This window comes from Pseudomonas sp. IT-P74 (genome assembly GCF_949768175.1).
Taxonomy (GTDB): domain Bacteria; phylum Pseudomonadota; class Gammaproteobacteria; order Pseudomonadales; family Pseudomonadaceae; genus Aquipseudomonas.
On the sequence record NZ_CATKQD010000001.1, the window covers coordinates 83,586 to 108,396 of the forward strand.

Sequence of the window (24,811 nt, forward strand, 5' to 3'; positions counted from 1 at the left end):
AGCCAAGGTTTTTCAGGTACTGAGGCGACTACGCAACGTTTTCGCCATCTCCTCCAGATCCGCCATCGGCTGATGCCCGATCAGCATCCAGGCGTGCTCCATGTCAGCCCAATACACGATATTCAACTCGCGTCGCTGTTCCCGGGCGAAATGGCGGCTGCCGCTGTTGGAGCGGGTGACGCACAGCGCCATGGGGCCGTGCACCGGATCGAGATAGGTGATCTGGGCGATGGGCGCACCGTCGTATTCGAGGATTTGCGCGCGCTTGAACTCGGCACGGGGCAGGCTCAGTTTTGCCGGCGCGAGGTTGAGGCCCAGGCGCGCATCGATGGTGCGCAGTTGTGCCCGTTGGGCGGCTTCATCGCCGGGCAAGTGATCCAGGGTTTCCGGCACGTAGAGCGCCATGTAGTCGGCCACCAGACCGCGCCAGTTATGTGTCTGCCGGCTTGCTTGCCAGCCGAGGAACAAACGGTCCGCCAGCACGCCGCCGGCCAACAGCCCGGCCGCGGCGGCCAGGAACCAGCGTCGACTGAGCCCGGGGCGGGCGGGTGAGGGCAGCGTGGCGAGCATGGCTTGCAGGCGATCCACCGGCGCCTGCCGGGTCAGTTCATCGTAGGCGGCCTTGAACGGCAGGCTGCCGCGATCGAGCCATTGCAGGCGCAGGCCGAGCATCGGATCGGCACTGATGGCCGCGTCGATGCGCGCGCGCTGCTCGGTATCGAGGTGGTTGTCGAGGTAAGCCACCAGTTGTTCGTCCGAGGGTATCGTGTTCATCAATGTTCTCCTCGGTTAGGGGTGGGCACCGTGTGCAACGGTGGATACTCGGCCAGTTTCGCCCGGGCAGTGGCCAGGCGGCTCATGACCGTGCCGATGGGCACTTGCAGCACCTCGGCGACTTCGCGGTAGGACAAGCCTTCGACATAGGCGAGAAACACCGTTTCGCGCTGTGCTTCGGGCAGGGCATCGACGCGACGGATGACCTGTGCCGCCAACACGTGGGTCTGGGCCACGGATTCACCGTCGAACGACAAGGCCTGATCGGCGTCTACCTGGCCCTGACCCTGGCGCACCCGCCGGGCGCGGACTTCGTTGAGCCAGATCGAATGCAGAATGCTCAGCAGCCAATGGTCCATGCGTGTGCCCTGCACGTATTGCCTGGCCCGTTCCAGCGCCCGCACGCAGGTGGCTTGCACCAGGTCATCGGCGACATGCCGTTGCCGGGACAACAGCAGGCCGTAGCGCCATAAACGCGCCAGATGCTGGTTCAGTTCCGTTCGTATTGCCTGATCGCTGGCGATGGCGACCTCCGTCCGCTCGGGTTGTCAGGTTTTCGATGACCCGTCGATGGCTTCGGCCAGATCCTGGTACTCCTCGCATTGAGTACCGCCACAGATGGATTTGATCTGCTGCAGTTGCTCCTGTGCAAGATCCAGCCGGCCTTTGACCACATAGGCTTCGCCGAGGTACTCGCGGACCTGCGCGTACTGCGGGTCGAGTTTCACCGATTGCAGGTAATAGCCGATGCCTTCGTCGGTACGTCCCAGTTTACGCGTGGCGTAGCCGCGATAGTTCAATGCTTTTGCGGTATTTGGCTGTTTCAGCGTATCGAGCAGGGCCAAGGCTTCTTCGTAACGTCCGTCCTTGGCCAGTCGATAGGCATAGTTGGTGCGGTCTTCGTCCGGTACCAGGCTGCTGGTCTGGCGGACGCAACGCTTGGATTTACTATCGAACACCTGGCCTTTGGGGCAGTTGGGCCTGATGGGGGCGTCGTCGTCTCCGCCACCACCGTTGGCCAGGGCGAGGGAGCCGGACAACGCAACGCTCAGCAACACTGGCGTCATCAGAACAGCAAAACGATTATTCATGGGCTTTGCTCCACAGGTTCACGGGTTTCGGATCAGATCGCGTCCCGCCGGACGCAGCGCAAGGTTGATGTGATGAGAACACCGCAGCCTGAACAATTATTCGTTGTGGGAGCGAGCAAACTCGCACACATTGGAGTATCAACCCAGCAAACGAATCGGAGCGCCCGCCGCCCATGCCTGAATGTCCTCGATCATTTGCGAGAAAAACAGCTGGTAGTTCTGCTGGCTCACGTACCCGACATGGGGCGTCGCCAGCACATTGTCCAGGGTCCGGAACGGATGGTGGGCGGGCAGTGGCTCCTGCTCGAAGACGTCCAGGGCGGCACCGGCCAGCCGTTGTTTCTGCAGTGCCTTGATCAGCGCCGCTTCATCGACAATGGGGCCGCGAGCGGTGTTCACCAGCAATGCCGTGGGTTTCATCCAGCCCAGTGCCTGGGCGTCCACCAGCCCGCGACTGCGTTCGCTGAGTACCAGGTGCACCGACAGCACGTCGGCCTGTTCGAACAGTTCCTGCTTGCTGACGCAGGTCACACCGACCTGCGCCGCACGTTCGGCGGTGAGGTTTTCACTCCAGGCGATGACGCGCATGCCGAACACCTGACCGAACTGCGCGACACGCTGGCCGATGCTGCCCAGACCGAGGATGGCGAGTGTCTTGCCATGCAGGTCGCCGCCCAGGCCTTGTTGCCATTGGCCGGCACGCAGGGCATTGGCTTCGACCACCAGGTTGCGGGTCGCGGCCATGATCAGCGCCCAGGTCAGTTCCGGCGCGGCGTGTTTGTAGCTGTCGGTGCCGCTGACCGAAATGCCCAGCGCAGCGGCGGCTTTCAGATCCAGGGCCGCATTGCGCATGCCGCCGGTCACCAGCAGCTTGAGCGTCGGCAGGCGGCGCAGCAGGTCCTCATCGAACCGGGTGCGCTCGCGCATCACGCAGATCACTTCAAACCCGGCCAGGCGCTCTGCCAGGGTCTGGTTGTCGGCGGGGTAGTCATGGAGAAAACTCACCTGGCCAATGCTGTCCAGTGCCGACCAGTTCACCACGTCCCGCGCCACATCCTGCCAATCATCGATCACTGCAATCTGCACAGGCATCCGCCTTTCCTCTTCAACGCACGGGGTTGGTCTTGTTCAGCCAGGCGAGCAGGGCCTGGTGGAATTGTGCCGGTTCTTCCATCTGTGGCGCGTGGCCCATGCCAGGGAACTCGACCAGCGTGGACTGGGGAATCAGCTTGGCCACTTGTTTGCCGAGGACGTCGTAGTGCCCGATCTTCGCCTTGACCTCGGGTGGGGCGATGTCACTGCCGATGGCGGTGGTATCGGACGTACCGATCAACAGCAGGGTCGGCATCTTCAGGTTCTGGAATTCGTAAAACACCGGTTGGGTGAAGATCATGTCGTAGATCAGCGCCGAGTTCCACGCGACTTGCGTATGCCCGGGGCCTTTGTTCAGGCCGGCAAGCATGTCGACCCAGCGATCGAATTCCGGTTTCCAGCGACCGCCGTAGTAGGTGGTGCGTTCGTAGTTGCGGATACCCTCGGCGCTGAGCTTGAGTTCACGCTCGTACCATTGATCAACGGTACGATAGGGCACACCGAGGGCTTTCCAGTCTTCCAGGCCGATGGGGTTGACCAGTGCCAATTGCTCGACCTGTTCGGGGTATTGCAAGGCATAGCGCGTGGCGAGCATGCCGCCGGTGGAATGCCCCAGCAGGGTGGCTTTCTGGATGCCCAGGGTCTTGAGCAATTGCTGGGTGTTCGTCGCCAGTTGCTGGAAGCTGTACTGATAGTGCGCCGGCTTGCTGGAGGTACAGAAGCCGATCTGGTCCGGGGCGATGACCCTGTAGCCGGCGTCGCTGAGGGCTTTGATCGAGCTGTCCCAGGTGGCGCCGCAGAAGTTCTTGCCGTGCATCAGCACCACGCTGCGACCATTGGCCTTGCCGTGGGCAGCAACATCCATGTAACCCATTTGCAGGGATTGGCCCTGGGATTCAAAGGCGAAGTGCTTGAGCGTGTAGGGGTAGTCGAAACCTTGCAGCTCGGGGCCGTATTCCGGTTCTTCGGCGTGAGCGATGACGGGCAGGGCGGCGGTCAGTAAAAGGCTGGGCAACCAGCGGGAAAAGGGGCGCGACATGAGAGTGCTCCATGGAAATTCCGCCGATGCTGGATCGACTCGATTAGGGCGGCATTAAACACAGGCAACCGCCGCTCTGGATGGTTCAACCCATCCAGCCCAGAGTCGCCATGGCCAGCACGCCGTAGCGGGCACCTTTGGCCAGGGTGACGATCAGCAGGAAGCGCCCCAGTGGCTCGCGCATGACCCCGGCGACCAGCGTCAGCGGATCGCCAATCACCGGCAACCAACTGAGCAGCAATGACCAATGGCCGTAGCGTTGGTAATGCAGCCGGGCTTTCTCCAGGTGCCGGGGGCTCACCGGAAACCAGCGACGGTCGCGGAACCGCTCGATCCCGCGTCCCAGCCACCAGTTAAGCAGCGAGCCCAGAACGTTGCCGAACGTTGCCACCGCCAGCAGCGCCCAGAGCCAATAGCGATCGCTGAGCAGCAGTCCGACCAGCACGGCTTCCGATTGCAACGGCAGCAGCGTGGCGGCACCGAATGCCGCGAAAAACAGCCCAAGGTACGCGCCGGACATCAATGGGCGGGGTAGTCCGCAACCACCACGTCAGTGCCGTCCTTTTTCAGGCCGATGACCTGATAGGCATCGCTCATGCCGTCCATTTCCATGCCGGGCGAGCCCATCGGCATGCCGGGCGCGGCGACGCCCAGCAGATCGTCGCGCTTGCTCAGGGCCAGGACCTGATCGGCCGGGACATGACCTTCAACGAATTTGCCGTTGATCAACGCGGTGTGGCACGACGACAGGCGCGGCGGTACCCCGTGCTGCTGCTTGAACTCGCTCATGTTGGCTTCGACGTGGTCTTCGACCTTGAAACCATTGGCCTCCAGATGGCTGATCCACTTCTTGCAGCAACCACAATTGGCGTCGCGATGAACCTCGATCCCAATGAGGTCGGCAGCCTGGGCCAGGGAGGACATGAACAGAGCGCTCAGGGCGATCAGACGCAGAGGGTTTCGCATGGGATTCGTCTCGGCTAACGGGCAAAAAAACGCATTCTGACCATTTTTACTGGTCAGGCATTCAAGGAGTGTTTCGAATTGCTACAAAGCTCCGCTGTTAGATGATGATAGATCATCGCTGTCAGGCAGATGAGGGGCACATTACAAAATCGTCAGGTTGAAATGCCGAGGGTAAGTATCGGTGTTGATTAGGACCAACTAGCCGCTATGTAAGAAAAGTCTGAAGGACCATTCTTTAATGTGCCAAGACCCAATAAACAAGAAGTTTTACAGTATGTATCTTAATTGTACGAAAATTGTTAAAGCTCTGAATTAAAGTTTGGTGGCCTCAAGTGCTCCGGCCGATACTCCTGACCTCCTAACTTGGTCAAACAAGGAGTTTTCAATGACTATCGGTTATACCGGCGCCTGGACCGCGAAAACGGGCCTGTTGGTTCGAGATACCGCCAGCAGATCAAAGTCTGTTCCCCAGAACGTCAAGGTCAGGCAGATGCTTGACCTGGTGGGCAACAATCCAGTTGAGTTGGATACAGTCAAGATGGACAAGATGAAATTGCGCAAGCAGATGAAAGGTTTTGATCCTACTAATATTTCAGTCAAATCCATGGGTAGTATCAGTGTCTTTTTGAAAGAGCGTGGCCTGATCAGCGATGTCACGGCGGTCACGCTGAGCAATGCCGGTGACAAGTTCGACCGGTTTGGCATCAAGGATCCTGATGCGAAGTTCAATGCGCTGGAATATTTCGCTACTCAACTGGAGAACATTCAGCACAACAATGTGAAGGGTAATAAGTACGCCAACTATTTGGTTCCAGAGTTCAAAAAAGCGATTTACGTACTGCAAAACCTGGAAATTTACGGCAAGAACAACGGCCCCATGGTGAGGCCAGACAGTGTTCTCTCGGACGAGGCCTGAGGCCATGTTGCCCGGCCCGCCCGGTTCCTTCCAGGTACTTGCGTTGCTTGGTACCCGGAATCGGAATCAGGTAATCACCCTGAGCCAGCACCCACGCCAGCGCCAGTTGGCCCGGCGGGTGCGTGTGTTCGTCGATTGGCTGGTGGAACTGTGTGCTCAGCCCGGCAATGACTTTTACCGCAAGGATTCAGGCCGTTGAACCGCAGTTAACGATGCTGGTAGTAACCCGGTCCGCCATGGTTGTCATAGTGGTCGTGGTGCCAGCCCCCATGGGGGAAAACAATGCATCCGCTCAGGGTCAGGATGGCCAGCAGGGGAATCAGCAGTGTGATTCGACGCAACATTTGAAAGTCCTCATGGTTATCGCCGCAATGAAGCCAAAACGCTTCATCGGCTGTAATATGAGACCCCCGCTCGTAGCCGCTTATCCCCGAAACAGGGTAAGCGCTTGGCATGCGCGTCGATACAAACCGGATACATTTTCAGATTCAGGAACCCGCAATGACTCAGTCGCAACGTTTGAAATACTCGATTCTGATCTCCCTGGTGGTGCTGGGGATCATGTTTGGCCTTTCCTGGTTGCAGAACACCGGCGTCATCAGCGAAAAAATGTTCCAGTACATCGCCATTGGCGTGGCGGTGATCGTGGTAGTCATCAATGGCGTGATGCGCCGCAAGGTCAAGCCCTGATCATTCGATCATCGGTTGCGCAGGATGGCTGCAGCCTGAGGATGCAGGCTGTAGCTCTTGTCGGGATTGAGGACAATCACGCCTTCGCTGCACAAGCGCTTGAGCACTTCACGCACACTGAGAAATGACAGGGGAACATCCAGGTCCAGCAATTGGCTGTGCACGCCGCGCACCCCAAGGCTGCGATCGTTTTCGGCGGCCGTCAGCAGGGCGTCGATGACTTTCAGGCGGATCAGACTGGTTCGAAGGCCAAAGCTTTTGAGCAGGACCCGGATCCGCTCGTTGCCGTGGCGATCGGTACGCGGCTCGAATACACCGACTCCCATGGAAGTACCCTTTGGCGCATTGCTACCGTCCGTTGGCAGTTGCGAGTTGTACATTGCAAAACTCCTTTCAGAGCCTGATCAGGAAAAAATGGGCGCTCTTACAGGGTTAGACGTATGAGCACTCCGAATCATGAAGGCTCGAATGTAGAAATTTTGTCGCCATCGTGTGATCAACCTGTCAGTCCGTGGTCCGTTGCGCAGTAAATCCCTAAATTTTTGTGGTGAGCTTCGTCCCTACAGGGAGGCTCGGCGCGCATGGATATGCGCCGCTGTGGCCATCGTTTTTTCGATCAGGAGCGAGCGTGATTATTTCCAGGCAGTTAACCAGGTTGAGCCTGGCGGGTGTGACTCTGGGGTTGGGCCTGGGGCTGAGCCTTGCGGCAAGCGCGAGTGGTGCGCCTGCGCAAACGAGCGCGGACATCCGCCGAACCGGTTTCGGCGTGCCGCACATCCGCGCCGACAATGAGCGCGGGCTCGGCTACGGCATCGGCTATGCCTACGCCCAGGACAACCTGTGCCTGCTCGCCAACGAAATCACTACCGTCAACGGCGAACGTTCGCGGTACTTCGGGCCGGATCAGTTCACCGTCGAAGAGCGGGAGAACCTGATCAGCGATGTGTTTTTCACCTGGTTGAACACCCCGCAAGCCGTCGCCCGCTTCTGGCAGGCCCAGACCCCCGAAGTGCGTGAGCTGGTCGAAGGCTATGTGGCGGGGTACAACCGCTCCTTGAGCGAGCGTCGCGCCCAGGGTTTACCGCCGCAGTGCCAAGGCGAATGGGTACGCGACATCACCCCCTCGGATCTGGTCAAGCTGACCCGACGCCTGTTGGTCGAAGGTGGCGTCGGCCAGTTTGCCGAAGCCCTGGCTGGTGCCACGCCACCCAAGGCCGTGGCCCAGGCGTCGAACGCACAGGCAGCGTTCCAGGTGGCCGCCACGCGGATGCAGCGCTTTGCCCTGGACCGGGGCAGCAACGCCGTCGCGGTCGGCAGCGAGCGTTCCTTCAACGGACGCGGCATGTTGCTGGCCAATCCGCACTTTCCGTGGGTGGGCGGCATGCGCTTTTACCAGATGCACCTGACCATTCCCGGCAAACTGGACGTGATGGGCGCGGCGTTGCCCGGCCTGCCGGTGATCAACATCGGTTTCAATCAACATCTGGCCTGGACCCACACCGTGGATTCGTCCAGGCATTTCACGCTGTATCGCCTGCAACTCGACCCCGGGGATTCGACCCGTTACCTGCTCGACGGCCAGTCATTGCCGATGGACAAGCAGACCGTGACCGTCAACGTCAGGCAGGCGGACGGGCAGGTCCGGACGATTTCCCATGTGGTCTACAGTTCGAAATTCGGTCCGGTGGTGCAATGGCCGGGGAAACTGGATTGGGATCATCAGTACGCCTTCAGCCTGCGCGACGCCAATCTGGACAACGACCGGGTTCTGCAGCAGTGGTACGCGATGAACCGCGCTGAAAACCTCAAGGATTTCCAGGCTTCGGTGCACAGGATCCAGGGCATCCCGTGGGTCAACACGCTGGCGGCGGACGATCAGGGGCAGACGCTGTACATGAACCTCTCGGTGGTGCCCAACGTCAGCGTCGACAAGCTAGCGCAATGCAGCGATCCACGAGTGGGCTTGCAGATGATCGTTCTCGACGGTTCCAACAGCGCCTGTGCCTGGGACATCGATCCGCAGGCGCCACAACAGGGTATCTATGCGTCGGACAAGTTGCCGCAATTGCTGCGCAAGGATTTTGTCCAGCACTCCAACGACTCGGCATGGATGGCCAACCCGGCGCAACCGCTGACCGGCTATTCGCCGTTGATCAGCCAGGATAGCCAGCCATTGGGACTGCGCTCGCGCTTTGCCCTGGATCGTTTGAGCACACTGGCCCAGGCCGGCAAGGTCGGGGCCGCGGACTTGCAACGCATGGTCATGGACGATGAGGTGTATCAGGCGGATCAAGTGATGCCGGACCTGCTGCAGTTCTGCGCGGCGGATCTCGGTACCGATGCCAAAACCCTCGCGCCACTGTGCGCCAGCTTCAAGGCCTGGGACCGCAAGGCCAACCTGGACAGCGGCCTGGGCTTTGTGCACTTGCAGAATGTCATGGAGGCGTTGGAGCCAGTGCCGGACGTATGGCGTGTGGCATTCGATCCGCAAGATCCACAACATACTCCACGTGGAATCGCAGTCGGGCACCCGCAGGTGGCAAAGGCGCTACGGGCAGCGATGCTGGCTTCGGCTGAACAGGTCAAGGCATCAGGACTGACACCCGATAGCCGTTGGGGTGATATCCAGGTGGTCAGCAGCGGCGGACAGCAAACACCGATCCACGGCGGCCCGGGGACGCTCGGGGTCTACAACGCCATCCAGAGCGTGCCGCGCAGCGATGGCAAGCGCGAAGTGGTCAGCGGCACGAGTTACCTGCAAGTGGTGACCTTTGACGAGTACGGACCGCAGGCCAAAGGGCTTCTGGCGTTCTCGTTGTCCAGCGACCCGGCCTCGAAGTTTTCACGGGACCAGACGCTGGCCTTTTCCAGGAAGCAATGGAGCGTGCTGCCTTTCACCGAGCAACAGATCCTGTCCGATCCGGACTATCAGGTGCGGACGATTCGCCAGCAGGACGCCAAGGTGACCGCGCAGTAATGTAGTGGGGTTTTACATGAGCGCTGAAGGCCGCACCCCGCAAGGGTGGCGGTCTTTTCAGCTTTTCGGGGAGGTTTGCGGAATCGCGTTGACCACCAGGTTACCGTTCTGATTGCGGGTCAGGTAGACCGGCAGGACCCGCGGCAAAGACTTCACCAGGCCGTTGATCTCCTTGATGTTGTAGATGCCGCCGATATGGATCGAGCCGGTGCTGTTGTCAGCGACCATCAAGGGTTTGTCCAGGTAGCGGTTGATCAAGGGCAGCGCATCGCTGAGCGCCAGATCGTCGAGCACCAGCTTGCCCTGGCGCCAGGCCAGCGAGCTGTCATTGTCATAGGTCTGGCTGATGCGGGGGATGAAGTCGCCGTGTCGATAACTGGCCTGCATCGCTGGGTCCAGGCGCAAACCGTCGCCTTGCCGGTCGGCATTGCTGCTGACCAGTACCGAACCTTCGATCAGGTTGACCTTGACCTGGTCTTCATACATCCAGACGTTGAACTGGGTGCCGGTCACGCGAATCCGGCCTTCTGCGGCCTTGACCACGAAGGGGTGGCGAGTGTCATGGCTGACACTGAAGAAGGCTTCGCCTTTTTTCAGCGTGACTTGCCGCTGATCCTTGTAGTTGCTGTAGGTCAGCTCGCTGCCCAGGTTCAGTTCCACCTGACTGCCGTCTTTCAAGGTGACTGTTCGAACATTGTCGGTCGCTTCGAAGTGCTGGTACGCGTTCGGTACCCAGCCCAGGTGCCAGCCGCCATAACCCGCCAAAGGCAGCGCCAGGGCACAGACCGTCGCTGCAATGGCCAGGCGGCGCCACGGTTTTTCGGATTGGGGGCGAACCAGCGGCACGACGGGCTCGGGACGCGGCAAGTCGCCGGCCACATCCCAGATCTCCAGCATCGCTTCGTACTCGAAGGCATGGAGCGGATGCGCATTACGCCATTGCTCAAACGCCTGGCGTTCTTGCTCGGTGCAGTCATTGGCGTGCAAACGCATACACCAATGCGCGGCGGCATCGGTGATGGCATCGTATTCAGCTTCCGAGAGCGTGTGGTCGGTCATTGGCCCTTCCTGGTTTCCTGCATTCTAACCTTGGGGGGAGTCTGCGAGAACATCAGTCATGGCATTTAACTATCAAAGTGTTGTTTTTTTAACGCCAGGTCTTTGGAATTCCTGTTGTCGGGTAACAGTATCCAGGGGTGCGTGAAAAAAAGATCAAAACAGCCACCGCTGTGCAGCGCAGATCCGTGGATCTGCGCATTTATTACGTCGTGATCAGGTTTCGGAGGTTGCAGCGACCGATAGCGGGTCCAGTTGCCGGCCCATTTCGCAGATCAAGAAAGCGATCGAGTCGGCATTGTGCAAAATGACGTCGATGCGCAGCTTCGAATCCTTCACGTTAAAAAACGCTTCCCTTGCCTTATCCATCGTCTCGCTGCCCGTCAGCCGCAGAATGTCCTTGCCGATGTGGTAAGTGCTCGGTATGGAGTCCAGGCTGATCCACGATTGCAGGCCACTGTTCCAGCGCGCGAACAGTTCGTCCTTTGGCGTTTTCATCGACAAGGCTTCTCGCTGGAAGTCCACTTGAGACTGTTTCTTTGCTGCGCCATAGCCGGTGACCGCCTCTACCAGATCGCTGAACGGTAGCCTGGCCTCAAGGTAGGCGATGTCCACGGCCTTGGAAAACAAATGAGCGAACTCGTGTATCAGCGTCGCGGCCTGGCTGTGGCCGTCGACATCGAAAGGTTGGGTCAGGCTGGATTTGTACCAGTCCAGTTGTTGATCGAAGAATTTTTCCGTGAAATACACATTGCGCTGTTGATCCTTCTCCACGACAAACGCGACGAGGTTGTCCTTCGAATCCCGGCTTGAACCCACGATAAAGCGTTGCGAGTTCATCCAGTCGTCATCGGGGTCGACCAGCGCGTTGCAGATGGGAACGACGGCCTGTCTGATTTTCTCGATCAGTGCGTTGTCGACCTGGTCCACATCAAAGAACTGTTTGAGGAAGGTATCGAGCCTTGTGCCGGGGACGAGCTTCTTGAGTTGCACCAGATTGTGCAGGCTGTTGAACGCGTAAAAACGGGCCATGTCGATGGCCTGCACGATCATGCGGGCTTTTTCGGGATGTCTTGCCCGGATTTCCTCCATCCCCCGGGCCTCGATGTTCAGCACCTCCCTGGCGACATAGAAGTTGACATACTGATTGCGCATTTTCGAGACGGCTTTGCCGAAGTGAACGGTGTGGATATCCGGGTCGATCACCAGTTGCTTGTCGGATGCCGTCTGTAACACAGGGCCTTCTTCTTCGCCTTTGATTATTTTCCAGACCGCCCCGATCTTATCTACGCCGTACACCTTGCCGGCAATGGCGGCGAAGGATCTGTTGCTGGTCGCTTCAAGGTAGGTACCGTCGGTGCTGCTTTTCGTCAGGTCCTTGAGTTCGACCGTGGTTTCGAACGGTTGCAGCCGCGTGCGCAGCGGTGCTGTTGACCGGACCTGGGACCAGGGTTGCGCGGTTACTGGGGTGGCAACCGGTTCAGTCACCGCTTCGCCGGTTGCCTCGGCGGTGTCTGCCCATCCTTCGAGGGACAGCCGGCCCAAAGTCACGATTTGCGCCGCACCGGCGATGAAGGTACGCAATGCCGCTCCCCAGTGATGGTCCTGCAAGCCTTCGGCGGAGTTGAGTTCGTCTTTGTAAGCCTTCCAGAGAAACTGCACATACGCGAGTTTGCCCGGCAGAAGGCCTGAAATGCGCTCAATGCCGGAGACGAACAGGTGTTCGACGGCCTCCCAGTCAGACTGAGCGGTAGCGTCTGCCTGGCTGCCGAGCATCTTCACCAGCAGATTAGTGTTGTCATGGAACAAACGGGTGAGCAGGTTGCCGCCGATGGGGTTGGACGCGAGGGTGATTTCGCTCGACTGGCCGACGGTGGACTCGAACAGGTTGCGAAACACCGTTTGCTCATTCTCTGGCAGGCGACGAATCAACATGTCCTGCAACGGCCCCGGCGTGTTGAGCGCTGAGACAATGCTGGCCTCATTATCAAACTCAACGAACGGTGAGCCACCGGGGTGGTAGGGGGCATAGAGGATTTGCGGGCCGGCCTTGCCTTCGCCGGGACCCACCAGGTACAGGCCCAGCGCCTTGACGGCGGAGGTACCGTTTGTCTTGAGCAGTTCCAGTGGTCGGGCAATGGCGTGTGCGCCTTCTACGGCCGCCCGGGCGATGGCGTCCGGCATGTCGAATACTTGCCGAAGCAAATCGAAAGCACTGTCGGACAGTCGCTGCTGCAGTTTCAGTTCGTGGGCGTGTTGCAGCAGTTGCCAGGGCAGTTGTTTGGCGAAGCGCAACACCCTGCTTTCGACGTCGGCCGCTTGATTCGACAAGCTGTCCGTGACCTGTTTGGCGTAGTTCTGCGCTATGTCCAATGACAGCAACAGTTGGCGGACAGCCGCCTGGTCCAGACCCCGGGGCAGCGATTGAGTGGTTGCCGACCCGACCTTGAACCCGGTGCCTTGCGCAATGTTGACGTGGTGCAAGGCGAACTCGGTGAGGGTCCGGGCGGGGCCGACCAGGGCCAGGTTCGGGGTGATTTCAATATTGTCAGGGTCCAGCGCTGTGGCGGGGAAGCGGCTGGCGAGCAACGACTTCAGTGTTTCATGCACATACGACTTGAGGGGTTTGATCCCGTGTAAATAGTCTTTGTCCTCAACAACGCTGTTGCGGTATTGCTCCAGCAGTTCAAGGTGCAGTCGCTGCTCTTGCAGCGGAGCCATTCCCAGCCAGGCGGGCAGGGACTGCTGTTGGCTGATCGCCCGGGCGATCGACGTGGCTCTTCGCAGGTTGGTGTTGAGCACCGTTGTGGTCAGGGCTTTAAGGGCTTTTTTCTTCTTCGTGTCGCTCAGATCGAAAGTGCGTACGTGTTCGCAGCGAGCCAAAAAGTGCTCGATGGACGATTGCGCGACCCGCTCCAATGCAGGCCCTTCAATCAGCCGCAGCGGACCCAATGAGTAGCGCTGGTGAAAGATGCGTTGGGTCGGGGTCAGGTTTTCCAGCAACGCCAGGCGTTGTTGCGGTTCGAGCAGGCGCCGGTTCAGTTCCAGCCGTGCACGATTGATGGTGTCAAAGACTTCCAGGCCCTCGGCGGGTGTCCACAGGATCGTCCGGCCGGAATGCGAGGGGTCGAGTCCGCCACGCTCGGTCAACAGTAGGCAATGGGCCAGAGGCAGGACATCCTCCTGGCCGGAGCACTCCAGCGTCAATGAGTAGGCATCGGGTCGGAAGCCCTTGAGGGACGGACGGTTTAGCCGGTCGGTCTGGTCCGGATTGAATACCGTGTCGACAATGTCCCGATCCGCATCCCGCAGCGTCGAGTCGAGTACACGCAGGCTGGCTTCGCCACGCAGGCCAACGGACAGTGCATGGGTCAGGCGGGGTTTGATGTTTTCCAGATAGACCCGTTGCAAGGCCAGAGAAGCGACCGGTTGTGCTGCGAAATCTGCGTTGATCTGTGTTTCGATGTCGCTGAAGGTCTTGACGAAAGTCTCCGCCGTATCGGCCAGCACAGTTGAGGGATGCTGATCGCCGGATAACACGGGCCGCGTGCTCCAGCGTTCGTCGGTAGTCAGTATCAGCAGGCGCTCGCTGATCATCGAGCGGATATCCAGCGCCTTGTCGAACAGAGCATGGATGTCCACGCTGCCGTCACTGTGACGGAACACTTGCAGGGCATATTCCAGGTTCTGCAGTTGCTTGCCGATGATCCGGTCGAAGAGCTTGGGGAAGATCTCGCCGGAAATCACTTCGCCGGTCACATTCGGCCGGTCAAAACCAATGAAACACTGGCGCTCCTCCAGGCTCAGCAGGCCGTAGAACTCATCCTCGTGACCGGCTGCGCTGAACTTGCTCAGCACCGTATCGCGCAAGTCCTGATAGTCCTTGAGCACCTGCAGTCCTGCGGTGGGCGTGTAGAGAAACGCATTGCTGGCGCTGACCATCAGTGAACCGGCCAACTCCACATGGTTGGCCTGGTACTCCCACAGGCGCACGGTTTCGACGGACATCGATTCGTTCGTCCGGCTAGCCGTCGAGATCAACGCGTGCAAATCCTGGCTTTGCTCAGGGGTGATGATCCCGGCTTCACGCTTGAGCAGCAGTTGCACTCGCGCCTGGTCGGCAATGGCCTGGCCGAAGAACTGGTGACGGGATGCGCCATCGGCGCTCGGCGCAGCCCAGAAACCTTCGAGCTGCCCGACCAGCAGGCTGATCAGTTGGCGCGAGATCGTCGTGACGCCTGCCTCCCAGAGTGGCTGGTCGGTTTTTGCCGGGGACTTTTTCGGATGGGAAAACTCAGGGGAAGACCCGGCTGGCCAACGCTGATGGCGATAGTGCAGGAGGACGGCCTCACTCAGGGACAGGGAGTTGACCCAGCGTCGCGCCGCATGGTTCTCGTCAGCATTCTCTGGCGTCGTTGCCAGGTAGAAGTTCACTTGGCTTTGGCTCTGATCCAGACCTGGAAACGACGCCGCCAGCTTCTGATTCAGCAATGTGTCGAGCAGCGAGGTCAGGGACGGCAGCGCTTTCAATTCGTCGAGCAGGGCCTGGTCGTTGAGTTGCTGATGGGTGGAGAGGGTGTCGCGCTGGTCTTCGAACACGTCGCCGTCGATGGTTTGAAAGTCCAGTTCGATGTCGGCGGCGTCCACCACGGTCTTGCGTTGGGACAGCGCCATGAAGGCCAGCAGGTCGTCGTCTTCGCCGGCCGCCTTGAGTTGCGTCACCAGTTGTTTGGTCAGGGCCGTACGGTTGGCGAATTTTTTGATTCCGGCGTACGGGGTATAGAGAATCACGCCATTGTCTTCGGGCGTCGCGGTCAGTACAAAGCTGCCAGCCAGCGCCACGGGTTCCAGGTCCTGGATTTTCAGCAGGATTTTCTTCGCCAGCATGGGCGGCGTCTGCTTATCGCGAAGTGCCTGGTTGGCCAGTTCGATTTGGCTGAACCATTCGAAGTCCTTTTGCGTCAGACCGTGGGTTTTACCCAGTTCTTTCCAGAGGCCGCGCGACGTCAGCGCCTCGGGGAAAAACAGCGGAGTTACTGGTGTAGGCATCGTCGAGTCTCGTTCAAGGTGCCACTCAAAGGCGCCTGTGGATTGAGCTTCGAGACTAAAAGCCGGTGCGTTGGCGCAGGTGGTAAATAGATAACGCACGGGGCGTGGACATTCGTGACACGGATATATCTCATCGGCCCTGAGCGAAAGGTTGACAGGTCGCTCGCCGCACGTTGTTAATCGGCGGGTCTTTGTACGCTGTTGTTCCCTCCAATAATCAGTCTGGAGCTTCAGATGTCTGCGCCAAACGATCATGCCTCTACTGCGATCTCGTCACACCTGTCATTCGAAGCGCTGAGCGCTTTGCTGGAAAAGATTTTTCTGCGTCACGGCACGTCGGCCGAGGTTGCCCGGGTGCTGGCGCAAAACTGCACCGGTGCCGAGCGCGACGGCGCGCACAGTCACGGGGTATTCCGTATTCCCGGTTATGTTTCGACGCTGCAAAGCGGCTGGGTCAATGGCCAGGCCGTCCCGGTGGTCGAAGACGTGGCTTCAGGGTTTGTGCGGGTCGATGCCAATAACGGGTTTGCTCAACCGGCCCTGGCGGCGGCACGCGAGCTGCTGGTGCAGAAGGCCCGAAGTGCCGGCATCGCGGTGCTGGCGATCCGTAACTCACACCATTTCGCGGCCTTGTGGCCGGATGTCGAACCCTTCGCCGATGAAGGCCTCGTGGCATTGAGCGTGGTCAACAGCATGACCTGCGTGGTGCCCCACGGTGCCGATCGTCCGCTGTTCGGCACCAACCCGATTGCCTTCGCTGCGCCGCGGGCTGATGGCGCGCCGATTGTCTTCGACCTGGCCACCAGTGCCATTGCCCATGGCGACGTGCAAATTGCCGCTCGCGAAGGTAAGCACTTGCCGGAAGGGATGGGCGTGGACAGCCTCGGCCAGCCGACCACGGACCCGAAGGCGATTCTCGAGGGTGGCGCGTTACTGCCTTTTGGCGGGCACAAGGGCTCGGCGTTGTCGATGATGGTCGAGTTGCTCGCTGCGGCACTGACCGGCGGCAATTTTTCCTTCGAGTTCGACTGGAAAAACCACCCTGGCGCCAAGACGCCCTGGACTGGACAATTGCTGATCGTGATTGATCCGGGCAAAGCGGCGGGGCAAAGTTTTGCCGAGCGCAGCCAGGAACTGGTGCGGCAAATGCACGGTGTTGGCTTGAAGCGTTTGCCGGGGGACCGGCGTCATCATCAGCGCGCCAAATCACAGGTCAACGGCATTGAACTGGATGCCCGGACGCTGGCGAATTTGCGGGAGCTGGCTGGGGAGTGATTCTGTCAGCAGGTGCTGTAGAACCTGTGGGAGCGAGCCTGCTCGCGAAAGCGGTGTATCAATCAACATGGATATTGACTGACACGACCTCTTCACGAGCAGGCTCGCTCCCACAGGGTTTGTGGTGTTTGATTGGAATGCTTAGCGACGCCCCAACAACAACCCCACCACCAAACCAAACCCGGCGGAAATCGCCACGGTTTGCCATGGATGCCCGCCGATATAGGTTTCAGTGGCCTCGACCGCGGGCAGGGTCCGGTCGCGTACACTGGTCACCGAATCCCCTGCCTGCCGGAGTTTCAGGGCGATTTGTCCGCGAAGGGTCTCCGCTTCTTCCCCGACCAGCGAGGCACTGCTTTTCAGCAGTTTTTCCGACTCTTCGATCAGCGTTTTAAGTTCGCTGAAGGCTTGATCCTTGATTTGGTCTTCGGCGGCTTGCGCGGCGGGTTGGCGGGCCATTGAAGTACTCCTTGCAGGTAAGTGGACGGTGAACAATGGAGTCTGCCCTCGTCGGAAAAGTTGCAGCTATTTTGCCCGGTGAGGGCATCTTGCTGAAAAACCGGCGCAGGACATTTCGTCCTACAGTGTAAGATGTCGCCTATTTTACGCAGCAGGAAATTCCCATGAGCTTCAATCTGGCCGACAAACCCCTCGCCGAGCGCGCAGCGCTTGAAGACGAGAAATCCCGTCTGTTCGAACTCTGGCAAAACAACCTGGGCAAAGCCAAGGGGGAGGCCGCGCGGTTGTTCGGCGAACGGGCCAAGCGCAAAGGCAAATGGGCCGAATGGGTGCGCGCCGAGCTGGACGGCATGTCGCCGCCGGAATTCGCCAACATGGTGCGCAGTGAAGTCAATCGCCTGATGGCGGCCAACAAATAATATCGGCCGTCAGGCGAAGCTCGCGACGATCGCCTCGCGCACTTTCAATAGCACCGGGTCGAGCTGGGTGCTGGTCCGCCAGCCCAGTTCGATCGGGTAGCGCGGCAAGGCCAAGGGACAGGGCAGCAGTGCCAGCCCGCTGAGCGTTGCGATGCTTTGGGCGGCATGGGCCGGAATGGTCGCCACCGCCCGGCTGCCTTTGAGCAAATGGGGCAACGCGGCAAAATGCGTGGTCGAGGCGCACACTCTTCGACTGAGCCCCAGCGCCGCCAATCCCTCATCGGTAATCCCGATAAAACCGCCGGACGACACCAGAATGTGTTCGCGGGCCACAAACTCCTCAAGACCGATGCTTTGCTGGCCCTTGACCAAGCTCGACGGGTCCGCCAGGCACAGATAGCCACCTTCCCCCAGCACCTGACGGCTGAGCAACCGCTCGGCAAACCCGCCCGCGGTAATCGCCAGGTCAATGCTGCGCTCCAACAACGCCTGGGCGACGATCTGGCTGTGGGTCTGGCGGAAAATCAGCCTCAGCTTCGGCGCGCAACGGGCGATTTCTTCGATCAGCCGCCGGCCGTAGGCAATTTCGAAATCATCCGACATTCCCACGGTGACCGAGCGACCTTCGTACTGTTGCGCAGCTGGATCGACCATCGCCAGGCTCTGCCGGCATTTGTTCAGGGCATCGCTGACTACCGGCTTGAGCTGATTGGCCTTGAGCGAGGGAGCCAGGCCGCGCCCGGTGCGCACGAACAACTGATCGCCATACAGCTCGCGCAAGCGACGCAAGGCCGCGCTGACGGCCGATTGCGTCACGCCCAGGCGCAGTGCGGCGCGGCTGGCGCTGGACTCCTCGTGCAGTGCTTCGAAGACTTTGAGCAGATTGAGGTCAACGTTGGTGATATTCATTTTGCTCATATCATTCAGCAGTGAATCGGTCTTTATTGATGATTGCCTGACGCCGGAGAATGAGCAACACCTGATGCGAATGGAGTTTCCAAGATGCCAAAGTCAATCGTTGCTGCCCTGCAGATCGGCGCCTTGCCCGGCGGCAAGGCTGAAACCCTGGAACAGATCCTGTCCTATGAAAACGCGATCACCGAATCCGGCGCCGGGTTGGTGGTGATGCCGGAAGCGTTGTTGGGCGGTTATCCCAAAGGTGAGGGCTTTGGCACCCAATTGGGCTATCGCCTGCCGCAAGGTCGCGAAGCCTTTGCCCGCTATTTTGCCAATGCCATCGACGTCCCCGGCGTGGAAACCGAGGCACTGGCGGGGTTGTCCGCGCGCACCGGTGCGAATCTGGTGATCGGCGTGATCGAGCGCGCCGGCAGCACCTTGTACTGCACCGCGCTGCACTTCGATCCGCAGGTCGGGCTGGTGGCCAAGCACCGCAAACTGATGCCCACCGGCACCGAACGGTTGATTTGGGGCAAGGGCGATGGCTCGACCTTGCCGGTGATCGACAGCCAGGTCGGGCGCGTCGGTGCAGTGGTGTGCTGGGAAAACATGATGCCGCTGCTGCGCACGGCGATGTACGCCAAGGGCGTGGAGGTGTGGTGCGCGCCGACCGTGGACGAGCGGGAGATGTGGCAGGTCAGCATGCGCCACATTGCCCATGAAGGGCGCTGCTTCGTGGTCAGTGCCTGTCAGGTCCAGGCGTCGCCCCAGGACCTGGGCCTGGACATCGCCAACTGGCCTGCGCAGCGGCCGTTGATTGCCGGTGGCAGCGTGATTGTAGGTCCCATGGGTGACATCCTCGCCGGACCGTTGCGCGACAGCGCCGGGCTGCTTACCGCGCAAATCGACACGGACGACCTGGTACGCGCCCGCTACGACTATGACGTGGTCGGCCACTACGCCCGGCCGGATGTGTTCGAACTGACCGTGGACGAGCGCGCCAGACCCGGGGTGCGCTTCATCGCTTGATACCCGGCGGGCTTTGGCCAAAGCAGTCAGGCAACTTGATAGCTTTGACCATTGCCCGACACCCCGCGCAGAGCGAGTATTTCCCTGTTGATTACGGTTCCCCCAACCTAATAAGAAACACAGAGGGATTCTGGCAATGCGCGCTTACTTGTCTGCTACTGCTCGGTTCAATTATCAGCACACCGTCGATGCCGCGCTCGCGGGCGACCTGACGGCCCTCAATGCCTGTGTCGAATGCTGTGACCGGCACGCCTTGCCGGGTCGCATCGCGCTGTTCTGGGAAGGACGCGACGGGACCGGTGCGACGTACACCTTCACTGACTTGCAGGACAAGGCCGCGCGTTTCGCCAACTACCTGCGGGCCCAGGGCGTGAAAAAAGGCGACAAGGTCGCCGGCCTGTTGCCACGCAATATCGAACTCCTGATCACCGTGTTCGCCACCTGGCGCATCGGCGCGGTGTATCAACCGCTGTTTACCGCGTTCGGCCCCAAGGCCATTGAACACCGCCTGGGCTGCTCTGGCGCCAAGGTGGTGGTGACCGATGCGGTGAACCGGCCGAAACTTGCTGAAGTCGCCGATTGCCCGACCATCGTTACCGTCACCGGTGCCAAAGGGCAGGGCCTGGTGCATGGCGATTTCAGTTTCTGGGCCGAACTGGCCAACTATTCCGCCGACTGTGAACCGGTGCTGCTGACCGGCGAAGACCCGTTCCTGCTGATGTTCACTTCGGGCACCACCGGCCCGTCGAAAGCGCTGTCGGTGCCGCTCAAGGCCATCGTTGCGTTCCAGGGCTACACCCGCGATGCGGTGGATCTGCGCCCTGAAGACGCCTTCTGGAATGTCGCCGATCCGGGTTGGGCTTATGGCATTTATTTCGGGGTTACGGGGCCAATGTCCATGGGCCATCCGATCACCTTTTACGATGGCCCGTTCACCCTCGAAAGCACCTGCCGGGTGATCAACAAGTACGGGATCACCAACCTGACCGGTTCGCCGACGGCCTACCGTTTGCTGATTGCCGGCGGCGATGAGTTCGCCAGATCGATCAAGGGCAAGCTGCGTATCGTCAGCAGCGCTGGCGAGCCGCTGAACCCGGAAGTGATCCGCTGGTTCGCCGACAACCTCGACGTGGTCATCCACGACCACTACGGCCAGACTGAGCTGGGCATGGTGCTGTGCAACCACCACGGCCTTGATCACCCGATCCACATGGGCGCCGCCGGTTTTGCCTCGCCGGGCCACCGCATCGTGGTGCTGGATGACGAGTACAAGGAGCTCGGCGTTGGCCAGCCGGGCATCCTGGCCATCGACCGCAGCCAGTCGCCGATGTGCTGGTTCGCCGGCTACGAAGGCGGGCCGACCAAGGCCTTTGTCGGCAACTATTACCTCAGTGGCGACACCGTCGAGTGGAACCCGGACGGCAGCATCAGCTTCGTCGGTCGCAGTGATGACGTGATCACCACCTCCGGCTACCGGGTCGGCCCGTTCGACGTGGAAAGTGCACTGATCGAACACCCGGCCGTGGTCGAGGCTGCAGTGATCGGCAAGCCCGATCCGGAGCGCACCGAACTGGTCAAGGCCTTCGTCGTGCTCAGCGCGCAATACCGTGCCGCCCCCGAGTTGGCCGAAGAGCTGCGCCAACACGTGCGCAAGCGTCTGGCGGCGCACTCGTACCCCCGTGAAATCGAATTTGTCAGCGAGTTGCCGAAAACCCCCAGCGGCAAATTGCAGCGCTTTATCTTGCGCAACCAGGAAATCGCCAAGGCTCAAGAGGCTGCGGCGAAGAACGTTCCAGCTTGAATCCAGGGAAACAATGATGCAGATCGAGAACAAGATTTTTATTGTCACCGGTGGCGCTTCCGGACTTGGTGCCGCCACCGCCGAGGTGCTGGTCGCCGCTGGCGCGAAAGTGATGCTGGTGGACATGAATGCCGAAGCCGTTGCAGCCCAGGCCCAGCGCCTGGGCGCGCAGAGCGTTGTGGCGGACATCAGCCACGAAGCGGCGGCCGAAGCCGCCGTGCAGGCGACGGTCAAGGCCTTTGGCGGCCTCAATGGCCTGGTCAATTGCGCCGGCATCGTGCGTGGCGAGAAGATTCTCGGCAAGAACGGTCCACATGCATTGGCCAGTTTCAGCCAGGTGATCAACGTCAACCTGATCGGCAGCTTCAACATGCTGCGCCTGGCGGCAGCGGCGATTGCCGAGACCGAAGCGGATGCCGACGGCGAACGTGGCGTGATCATCAACACCGCGTCTGCTGCGGCCTATGACGGTCAGATCGGCCAGGCAGCCTACGCGGCGTCCAAGGGCGCGATTGTCAGCCTGACCTTGCCAGCGGCCCGCGAACTGGCGCGTTTCGGCATCCGTGTGATGACCATCGCCCCGGGTATTTTCGAAACGCCGATGATGGCCGGCATGACCCAGGAAGTCCGCGATTCCCTGGCCGCTGGCGTGCCATTCCCGCCGCGTTTGGGCAAACCGGGCGAGTATGCCGGGCTGGTCAAGCATATTATTGAAAACAGCATGCTCAACGGCGAGGTGATCCGTCTCGACGGTGCCTTGCGCATGGCCGCCAAGTAAGGAGGATTTGTCATGACAATGTCCAACGATCCAATTGTTATCGTCAGCGCCGTTCGCACCCCGATGGGCGGCTTCCAGGGCGAGCTGAAAAGCCTGACGGCGCCGCAACTCGGTGCTGCCGCCATCAAGGCCGCCGTCGAACGTGCCGGTGTTGCCAGTGATGCCGTCGATGAAGTGTTGTTCGGTTGCGTGCTGCCGGCAGGCCTTGGCCAGGCCCCAGCGCGTCAGGCGGCGCTGGGCGCGGGGCTGGATAAATCGACCCGCTGCACCACCCTGAACAAGATGTGCGGCTCCGGCATGGAAGCGGCGATTCTGGCCCATGACATGCTGGTGGCGGGCAGTGCCGATGTGGTGGTCGCCGGTGGCATGGAAAGCATGTCCAACGCGCCTTACCTGCTGGACCGCGCCCGTGCCGGCTACCGCATGGGCCATGGCCGGGTGCAGGACTCGATGTTCCTCGACGGCCTCGAAGACGCCTACGACAAGGGTCGCCTGATGGGCACCTTCGCCGAAGAATGCGCCGAAACCAACAGCTTCAGCCGTGAAGCCCAGGACGCGTTCGCCATCGCCTCGACCACCCGCGCGCAACAGGCGATCAAGGACGGCAGCTTCAAGGATGAAATCGTGCCGTTGACTGTGACAGTCGGCAAAGAGCAGGTGGTGATCAGCAATGACGAGCAGCCGCCAAAAGCCAGGCTGGACAAGATCGCTTCGTTGAAACCGGCGTTCCGCGAAGGCGGTTCGGTGACCGCGGCCAACTCCAGTTCGATCTCCGACGGCGCGGCCGCGCTGGTGCTGATGCGCCAGTCCCAGGCACAGAAGCAAGGCCTGAAACCCTTGGCGGTGATCCATGGCCACGCCGCGTTCGCCGACACCCCGGGCCTGTTCCCGGTGGCGCCAATCGGTGCAATCAAGAAACTGATGAAGAAAACCGGCTGGTCGCTCAATGACGTCGATCTGGTGGAAGTCAACGAAGCCTTCGCCGTGGTCGGCATGGCCGCGATGACTCATCTGGAAATCCCCCACGAGAAACTCAACGTGCACGGCGGTGCTTGCGCCCTCGGTCACCCGATCGGGGCGTCCGGCGCGCGGATTCTGGTGACCCTGCTTTCGGCCCTGCGCCAGAAAGGCTTGAAGCGCGGCGTTGCAGCGATTTGTATCGGCGGCGGTGAAGCGACGGCCATGGCCGTGGAATGCCTCTACTGACTACGCAATCCCTTGTAGGAGCGAGCCTGCTCGCGATGGGCGTTAACGATGACGCGGGGTGCCTGGAGGAACGCGGTGCCCTGGCGTCCATCGCGAGCAGGCTCGCTCCTACAGGGGGCAATTAAATTTCAAGGATTCACCATGATCCCCAATGACGACCAACAACAAATCCGCGACATGGCCCGGGACTTTGCCCAGGAACGCCTGAAGCCGTTCGCCGCCGAATGGGACCGCGAGCACCGCTTTCCCAAGGAAGCCATCGGCGAGATGGCCGGGCTGGGCTTCTTCGGCATGCTGGTGCCGGAGCAGTGGGGCGGATGCGACACCGGTTACCTCGCCTACGCCATGGCCCTGGAAGAAATCGCAGCCGGCGATGGCGCCTGCTCGACCATCATGAGCGTGCACAACTCCGTGGGTTGTGTGCCGATCCTCAACTACGGCACCGATGAGCAGAAGGAGCGCTTTCTCAAACCGCTGGCCAGCGGTGCGATGCTCGGCGCCTTCGCCCTGACCGAACCCCAGGCCGGTTCTGATGCCAGCGGCCTGAAAACCCGTGCCCGCCTGGAAGGTGATCATTACGTGCTCAACGGCTGCAAGCAGTTCATCACTTCCGGGCAGAATGCCGGGGTGGTGATCGTGTTTGCGGTGACTGATCCGAACGCGGGCAAACGCGGCATCAGTGCCTTTATCGTGCCGACCGATTCGCCGGGCTACACCGTCGCTCGGGTTGAAGACAAGCTCGGCCAGCACGCCTCCGACACCTGCCAGATCCTCTTCGAGGACGTGAAGGTGCCGGTGACCAACCGTTTGGGCGAGGAGGGCGAAGGCTACAGGATTGCCCTGGCCAACCTTGAAGGCGGTCGTGTCGGCATCGCTTCGCAATCGGTGGGCATGGCCCGCGCTGCGTTCGAAGCGGCGCGTGACTATTCGCGGGAACGCGAAAGCTTCGGCAAGCCGATCATCGAGCACCAGGCCGTGGCCTTCCGCCTGGCGGACATGGCCACCCAGATCGCCGTGGCGCGGCAAATGGTGCACTACGCCGCCGCCTTGCGCGACAGTGGCCAACCGGCCCTGGTCGAAGCGTCGATGGCCAAGTTGTTCGCCTCGGAAATGGCCGAGAAGGTATGTTCCTCGGCGCTGCAAACCCTGGGCGGTTACGGTTACCTCAACGACTTCCCGCTGGAGCGGATCTACCGCGACGTGCGGGTTTGCCAGATCTACGAAGGCACCAGCGATATTCAGCGCATGGTCATTTCGCGCAATTTATAAGAAGGAGTCCCCCCTGTGAGCGACAAAG

23 protein-coding genes and 2 pseudogenes are annotated in these 24,811 nt (G+C 60.4%); 11 read left to right on the top strand and 14 right to left on the bottom strand.

The genetic code is table 11. The features are described 5' to 3' along the window. Nucleotides 1-12: 12 nt before the first annotated feature. From ACM6J5_RS00400 to ACM6J5_RS00430, 7 genes are all read right to left on the bottom strand, one after another. Nucleotides 13-774: a transcriptional regulator gene (locus tag ACM6J5_RS00400; RefSeq protein WP_414927564.1), complete on the bottom strand. Its 762-nt coding sequence runs from the start codon at nt 772-774 to the stop codon at nt 13-15. Further along, nucleotides 774-1,256 carry an RNA polymerase sigma factor gene (locus ACM6J5_RS00405; RefSeq protein WP_256589181.1) on the bottom strand — a complete coding sequence of 161 codons (483 nt, stop codon included), beginning with the start codon at nt 1,254-1,256 and terminating at the stop codon, nt 774-776. Before ACM6J5_RS00405 ends, ACM6J5_RS00400 begins: the two co-directional genes overlap by 1 nt. Nucleotides 1,257-1,322: 66 nt before the next feature. Continuing rightward, nucleotides 1,323-1,865: a tetratricopeptide repeat protein gene (locus ACM6J5_RS00410; RefSeq protein WP_095946426.1), complete on the bottom strand. Its 543-nt coding sequence runs from the start codon at nt 1,863-1,865 to the stop codon at nt 1,323-1,325. 138 nt (nt 1,866-2,003) lie between these two features. Beyond that, the gene (locus ACM6J5_RS00415) at nt 2,004-2,957 is read right to left on the bottom strand and encodes a D-2-hydroxyacid dehydrogenase family protein (RefSeq protein WP_095946091.1); all 954 of its coding nucleotides are present in this window, start codon (nt 2,955-2,957) and stop codon (nt 2,004-2,006) included. Nucleotides 2,958-2,970: 13 nt separating this feature from the next. Beyond that, complete coding sequence (locus ACM6J5_RS00420) at nt 2,971-3,996, bottom strand: alpha/beta fold hydrolase (RefSeq protein ID WP_095946090.1); 1,026 nt, start codon at nt 3,994-3,996, stop codon at nt 2,971-2,973. Between the two features lie 85 nt (nt 3,997-4,081). Beyond that, nucleotides 4,082-4,516 carry a YqaA family protein gene (locus ACM6J5_RS00425; protein ID WP_095946089.1) on the bottom strand — a complete coding sequence of 145 codons (435 nt, stop codon included), beginning with the start codon at nt 4,514-4,516 and terminating at the stop codon, nt 4,082-4,084. After that, complete coding sequence (locus tag ACM6J5_RS00430; RefSeq protein WP_095946088.1) at nt 4,516-4,962, bottom strand: DUF411 domain-containing protein; 447 nt, start codon at nt 4,960-4,962, stop codon at nt 4,516-4,518. The genes ACM6J5_RS00425 and ACM6J5_RS00430 overlap by 1 nt, the downstream gene beginning before the upstream one ends. Before the next feature lie 385 nt (nt 4,963-5,347). Between ACM6J5_RS00430 and ACM6J5_RS00435 the strand changes: the two genes are divergently transcribed. Continuing rightward, on the top strand, nt 5,348-5,878 hold the full coding sequence (locus tag ACM6J5_RS00435) for a hypothetical protein (RefSeq protein WP_414927565.1): 531 nt from the start codon (nt 5,348-5,350) through the stop codon (nt 5,876-5,878). Nucleotides 5,879-5,906: 28 nt separating this feature from the next. Here the strand turns inward: ACM6J5_RS00435 and ACM6J5_RS00440 are convergent. Next, a pseudogene (locus ACM6J5_RS00440) lies at nt 5,907-5,993 on the bottom strand (hypothetical protein); the annotation flags it as partial. Here ACM6J5_RS00440 and ACM6J5_RS00445 point away from each other — a divergent pair. After that, a pseudogene (locus ACM6J5_RS00445) lies at nt 5,967-6,077 on the top strand (LysR family transcriptional regulator); the annotation flags it as partial. The pseudogenes ACM6J5_RS00440 and ACM6J5_RS00445 overlap by 27 nt on opposite strands. 7 nt (nt 6,078-6,084) lie before the next feature. On the opposite strand, the gene ACM6J5_RS00450 reads toward ACM6J5_RS00445, so the two are convergent. Further along, nucleotides 6,085-6,222 (bottom strand): hypothetical protein, encoded by a 138-nt coding sequence (locus ACM6J5_RS00450; RefSeq protein WP_008054152.1) that lies wholly within the window; start codon nt 6,220-6,222, stop codon nt 6,085-6,087. 157 nt (nt 6,223-6,379) lie between these two features. Between ACM6J5_RS00450 and ACM6J5_RS00455 the strand changes: the two genes are divergently transcribed. Beyond that, a complete protein-coding gene (locus ACM6J5_RS00455) occupies nt 6,380-6,568 on the top strand; it encodes a hypothetical protein (RefSeq protein ID WP_007970993.1) in 189 nt (62 codons plus the stop codon). An 8-nt stretch (nt 6,569-6,576) separates the two neighbouring features. On the opposite strand, the gene ACM6J5_RS00460 is transcribed toward ACM6J5_RS00455, so the two are convergent. After that, nucleotides 6,577-6,948, bottom strand: coding sequence for a fe2+ zn2+ uptake regulation protein (locus ACM6J5_RS00460; protein ID WP_095946086.1), 372 nt, complete (start codon nt 6,946-6,948; stop codon nt 6,577-6,579). Between the two features lie 248 nt (nt 6,949-7,196). On the opposite strand from ACM6J5_RS00460, the gene ACM6J5_RS00465 reads away from it, so the two are divergent. After that, nucleotides 7,197-9,545: an acylase gene (locus ACM6J5_RS00465; RefSeq protein ID WP_414927566.1), complete on the top strand. Its 2,349-nt coding sequence runs from the start codon at nt 7,197-7,199 to the stop codon at nt 9,543-9,545. A gap of 57 nt (nt 9,546-9,602) precedes the next feature. On the opposite strand, the gene ACM6J5_RS00470 is transcribed toward ACM6J5_RS00465, so the two are convergent. Together ACM6J5_RS00470 and ACM6J5_RS00475 are read right to left on the bottom strand one after the other, a co-directional pair. After that, a complete protein-coding gene (locus ACM6J5_RS00470; protein ID WP_095946084.1) occupies nt 9,603-10,604 on the bottom strand; it encodes a FecR family protein in 1,002 nt (333 codons plus the stop codon). A gap of 213 nt (nt 10,605-10,817) precedes the next feature. Beyond that, nucleotides 10,818-15,650: a dermonecrotic toxin domain-containing protein gene (locus ACM6J5_RS00475; protein ID WP_414927567.1), complete on the bottom strand. Its 4,833-nt coding sequence runs from the start codon at nt 15,648-15,650 to the stop codon at nt 10,818-10,820. Between the two features lie 234 nt (nt 15,651-15,884). Between ACM6J5_RS00475 and ACM6J5_RS00480 the strand changes: the two genes are divergently transcribed. Then, nucleotides 15,885-16,925 (top strand): Ldh family oxidoreductase, encoded by a 1,041-nt coding sequence (locus tag ACM6J5_RS00480; protein WP_414927568.1) that lies wholly within the window; start codon nt 15,885-15,887, stop codon nt 16,923-16,925. Between the two features lie 141 nt (nt 16,926-17,066). Here the strand turns inward: ACM6J5_RS00480 and ACM6J5_RS00485 are convergent, their stop codons facing one another. Continuing rightward, entirely contained in the window at nt 17,067-17,384 is a 318-nt protein-coding gene (locus ACM6J5_RS00485) for a DUF883 family protein (RefSeq protein ID WP_095946081.1), read from the bottom strand. A 164-nt stretch (nt 17,385-17,548) separates the two neighbouring features. Here ACM6J5_RS00485 and ACM6J5_RS00490 point away from each other — a divergent pair, with 164 nt between their 5' ends. After that, nucleotides 17,549-17,803 (top strand): hypothetical protein, encoded by a 255-nt coding sequence (locus ACM6J5_RS00490; protein ID WP_057400121.1) that lies wholly within the window; start codon nt 17,549-17,551, stop codon nt 17,801-17,803. 9 nt (nt 17,804-17,812) lie between these two features. On the opposite strand, the gene ACM6J5_RS00495 is transcribed toward ACM6J5_RS00490, so the two are convergent. Beyond that, a complete protein-coding gene (locus ACM6J5_RS00495; protein ID WP_095946080.1) occupies nt 17,813-18,721 on the bottom strand; it encodes a LysR family transcriptional regulator in 909 nt (302 codons plus the stop codon). Between the two features lie 84 nt (nt 18,722-18,805). On the opposite strand from ACM6J5_RS00495, the gene ACM6J5_RS00500 reads away from it, so the two are divergent. The 5 genes from ACM6J5_RS00500 (at nt 18,806) to ACM6J5_RS00520 (ending at nt 24,783) form a co-directional block, all read left to right on the top strand. Then, entirely contained in the window at nt 18,806-19,729 is a 924-nt protein-coding gene (locus ACM6J5_RS00500) for a carbon-nitrogen hydrolase family protein (protein WP_095946079.1), read from the top strand. 136 nt (nt 19,730-19,865) lie between these two features. Next, nucleotides 19,866-21,530: an AMP-binding protein gene (locus tag ACM6J5_RS00505; protein WP_414927569.1), complete on the top strand. Its 1,665-nt coding sequence runs from the start codon at nt 19,866-19,868 to the stop codon at nt 21,528-21,530. Between the two features lie 16 nt (nt 21,531-21,546). Next, nucleotides 21,547-22,308: an SDR family NAD(P)-dependent oxidoreductase gene (locus ACM6J5_RS00510; RefSeq protein WP_095946077.1), complete on the top strand. Its 762-nt coding sequence runs from the start codon at nt 21,547-21,549 to the stop codon at nt 22,306-22,308. Nucleotides 22,309-22,320: 12 nt separating this feature from the next. Beyond that, complete coding sequence (locus ACM6J5_RS00515) at nt 22,321-23,514, top strand: acetyl-CoA C-acyltransferase (protein WP_095946076.1); 1,194 nt, start codon at nt 22,321-22,323, stop codon at nt 23,512-23,514. Between the two features lie 141 nt (nt 23,515-23,655). After that, nucleotides 23,656-24,783, top strand: coding sequence for an acyl-CoA dehydrogenase (locus ACM6J5_RS00520; protein ID WP_150673936.1), 1,128 nt, complete (start codon nt 23,656-23,658; stop codon nt 24,781-24,783). Nucleotides 24,784-24,811: the final 28 nt, after the last annotated feature.

Coding starts and splice junctions, on each gene's coding strand:
- ACM6J5_RS00485 (WP_095946081.1), bottom strand. CDS start 17,384: ATGGCCCGCCAACCCGCCGCGCAAGCCGCCGAAGACCAAATCAAGGAT.
- ACM6J5_RS00515 (WP_095946076.1), top strand. CDS start 22,321: ATGACAATGTCCAACGATCCAATTGTTATCGTCAGCGCCGTTCGCACC.
- ACM6J5_RS00430 (WP_095946088.1), bottom strand. CDS start 4,962: ATGCGAAACCCTCTGCGTCTGATCGCCCTGAGCGCTCTGTTCATGTCC.
- ACM6J5_RS00495 (WP_095946080.1), bottom strand. CDS start 18,721: ATGAGCAAAATGAATATCACCAACGTTGACCTCAATCTGCTCAAAGTC.
- ACM6J5_RS00510 (WP_095946077.1), top strand. CDS start 21,547: ATGCAGATCGAGAACAAGATTTTTATTGTCACCGGTGGCGCTTCCGGA.
- ACM6J5_RS00450 (WP_008054152.1), bottom strand. CDS start 6,222: ATGTTGCGTCGAATCACACTGCTGATTCCCCTGCTGGCCATCCTGACC.
- ACM6J5_RS00500 (WP_095946079.1), top strand. CDS start 18,806: ATGCCAAAGTCAATCGTTGCTGCCCTGCAGATCGGCGCCTTGCCCGGC.
- ACM6J5_RS00520 (WP_150673936.1), top strand. CDS start 23,656: ATGATCCCCAATGACGACCAACAACAAATCCGCGACATGGCCCGGGAC.
- ACM6J5_RS00435 (WP_414927565.1), top strand. CDS start 5,348: ATGACTATCGGTTATACCGGCGCCTGGACCGCGAAAACGGGCCTGTTG.
- ACM6J5_RS00400 (WP_414927564.1), bottom strand. CDS start 774: ATGAACACGATACCCTCGGACGAACAACTGGTGGCTTACCTCGACAAC.
- ACM6J5_RS00420 (WP_095946090.1), bottom strand. CDS start 3,996: ATGTCGCGCCCCTTTTCCCGCTGGTTGCCCAGCCTTTTACTGACCGCC.
- ACM6J5_RS00410 (WP_095946426.1), bottom strand. CDS start 1,865: ATGAATAATCGTTTTGCTGTTCTGATGACGCCAGTGTTGCTGAGCGTT.
- ACM6J5_RS00425 (WP_095946089.1), bottom strand. CDS start 4,516: ATGTCCGGCGCGTACCTTGGGCTGTTTTTCGCGGCATTCGGTGCCGCC.
- ACM6J5_RS00480 (WP_414927568.1), top strand. CDS start 15,885: ATGTCTGCGCCAAACGATCATGCCTCTACTGCGATCTCGTCACACCTG.
- ACM6J5_RS00490 (WP_057400121.1), top strand. CDS start 17,549: ATGAGCTTCAATCTGGCCGACAAACCCCTCGCCGAGCGCGCAGCGCTT.
- ACM6J5_RS00470 (WP_095946084.1), bottom strand. CDS start 10,604: ATGACCGACCACACGCTCTCGGAAGCTGAATACGATGCCATCACCGAT.
- ACM6J5_RS00455 (WP_007970993.1), top strand. CDS start 6,380: ATGACTCAGTCGCAACGTTTGAAATACTCGATTCTGATCTCCCTGGTG.
- ACM6J5_RS00415 (WP_095946091.1), bottom strand. CDS start 2,957: ATGCCTGTGCAGATTGCAGTGATCGATGATTGGCAGGATGTGGCGCGG.
- ACM6J5_RS00460 (WP_095946086.1), bottom strand. CDS start 6,948: ATGTACAACTCGCAACTGCCAACGGACGGTAGCAATGCGCCAAAGGGT.
- ACM6J5_RS00505 (WP_414927569.1), top strand. CDS start 19,866: ATGCGCGCTTACTTGTCTGCTACTGCTCGGTTCAATTATCAGCACACC.
- ACM6J5_RS00475 (WP_414927567.1), bottom strand. CDS start 15,650: ATGCCTACACCAGTAACTCCGCTGTTTTTCCCCGAGGCGCTGACGTCG.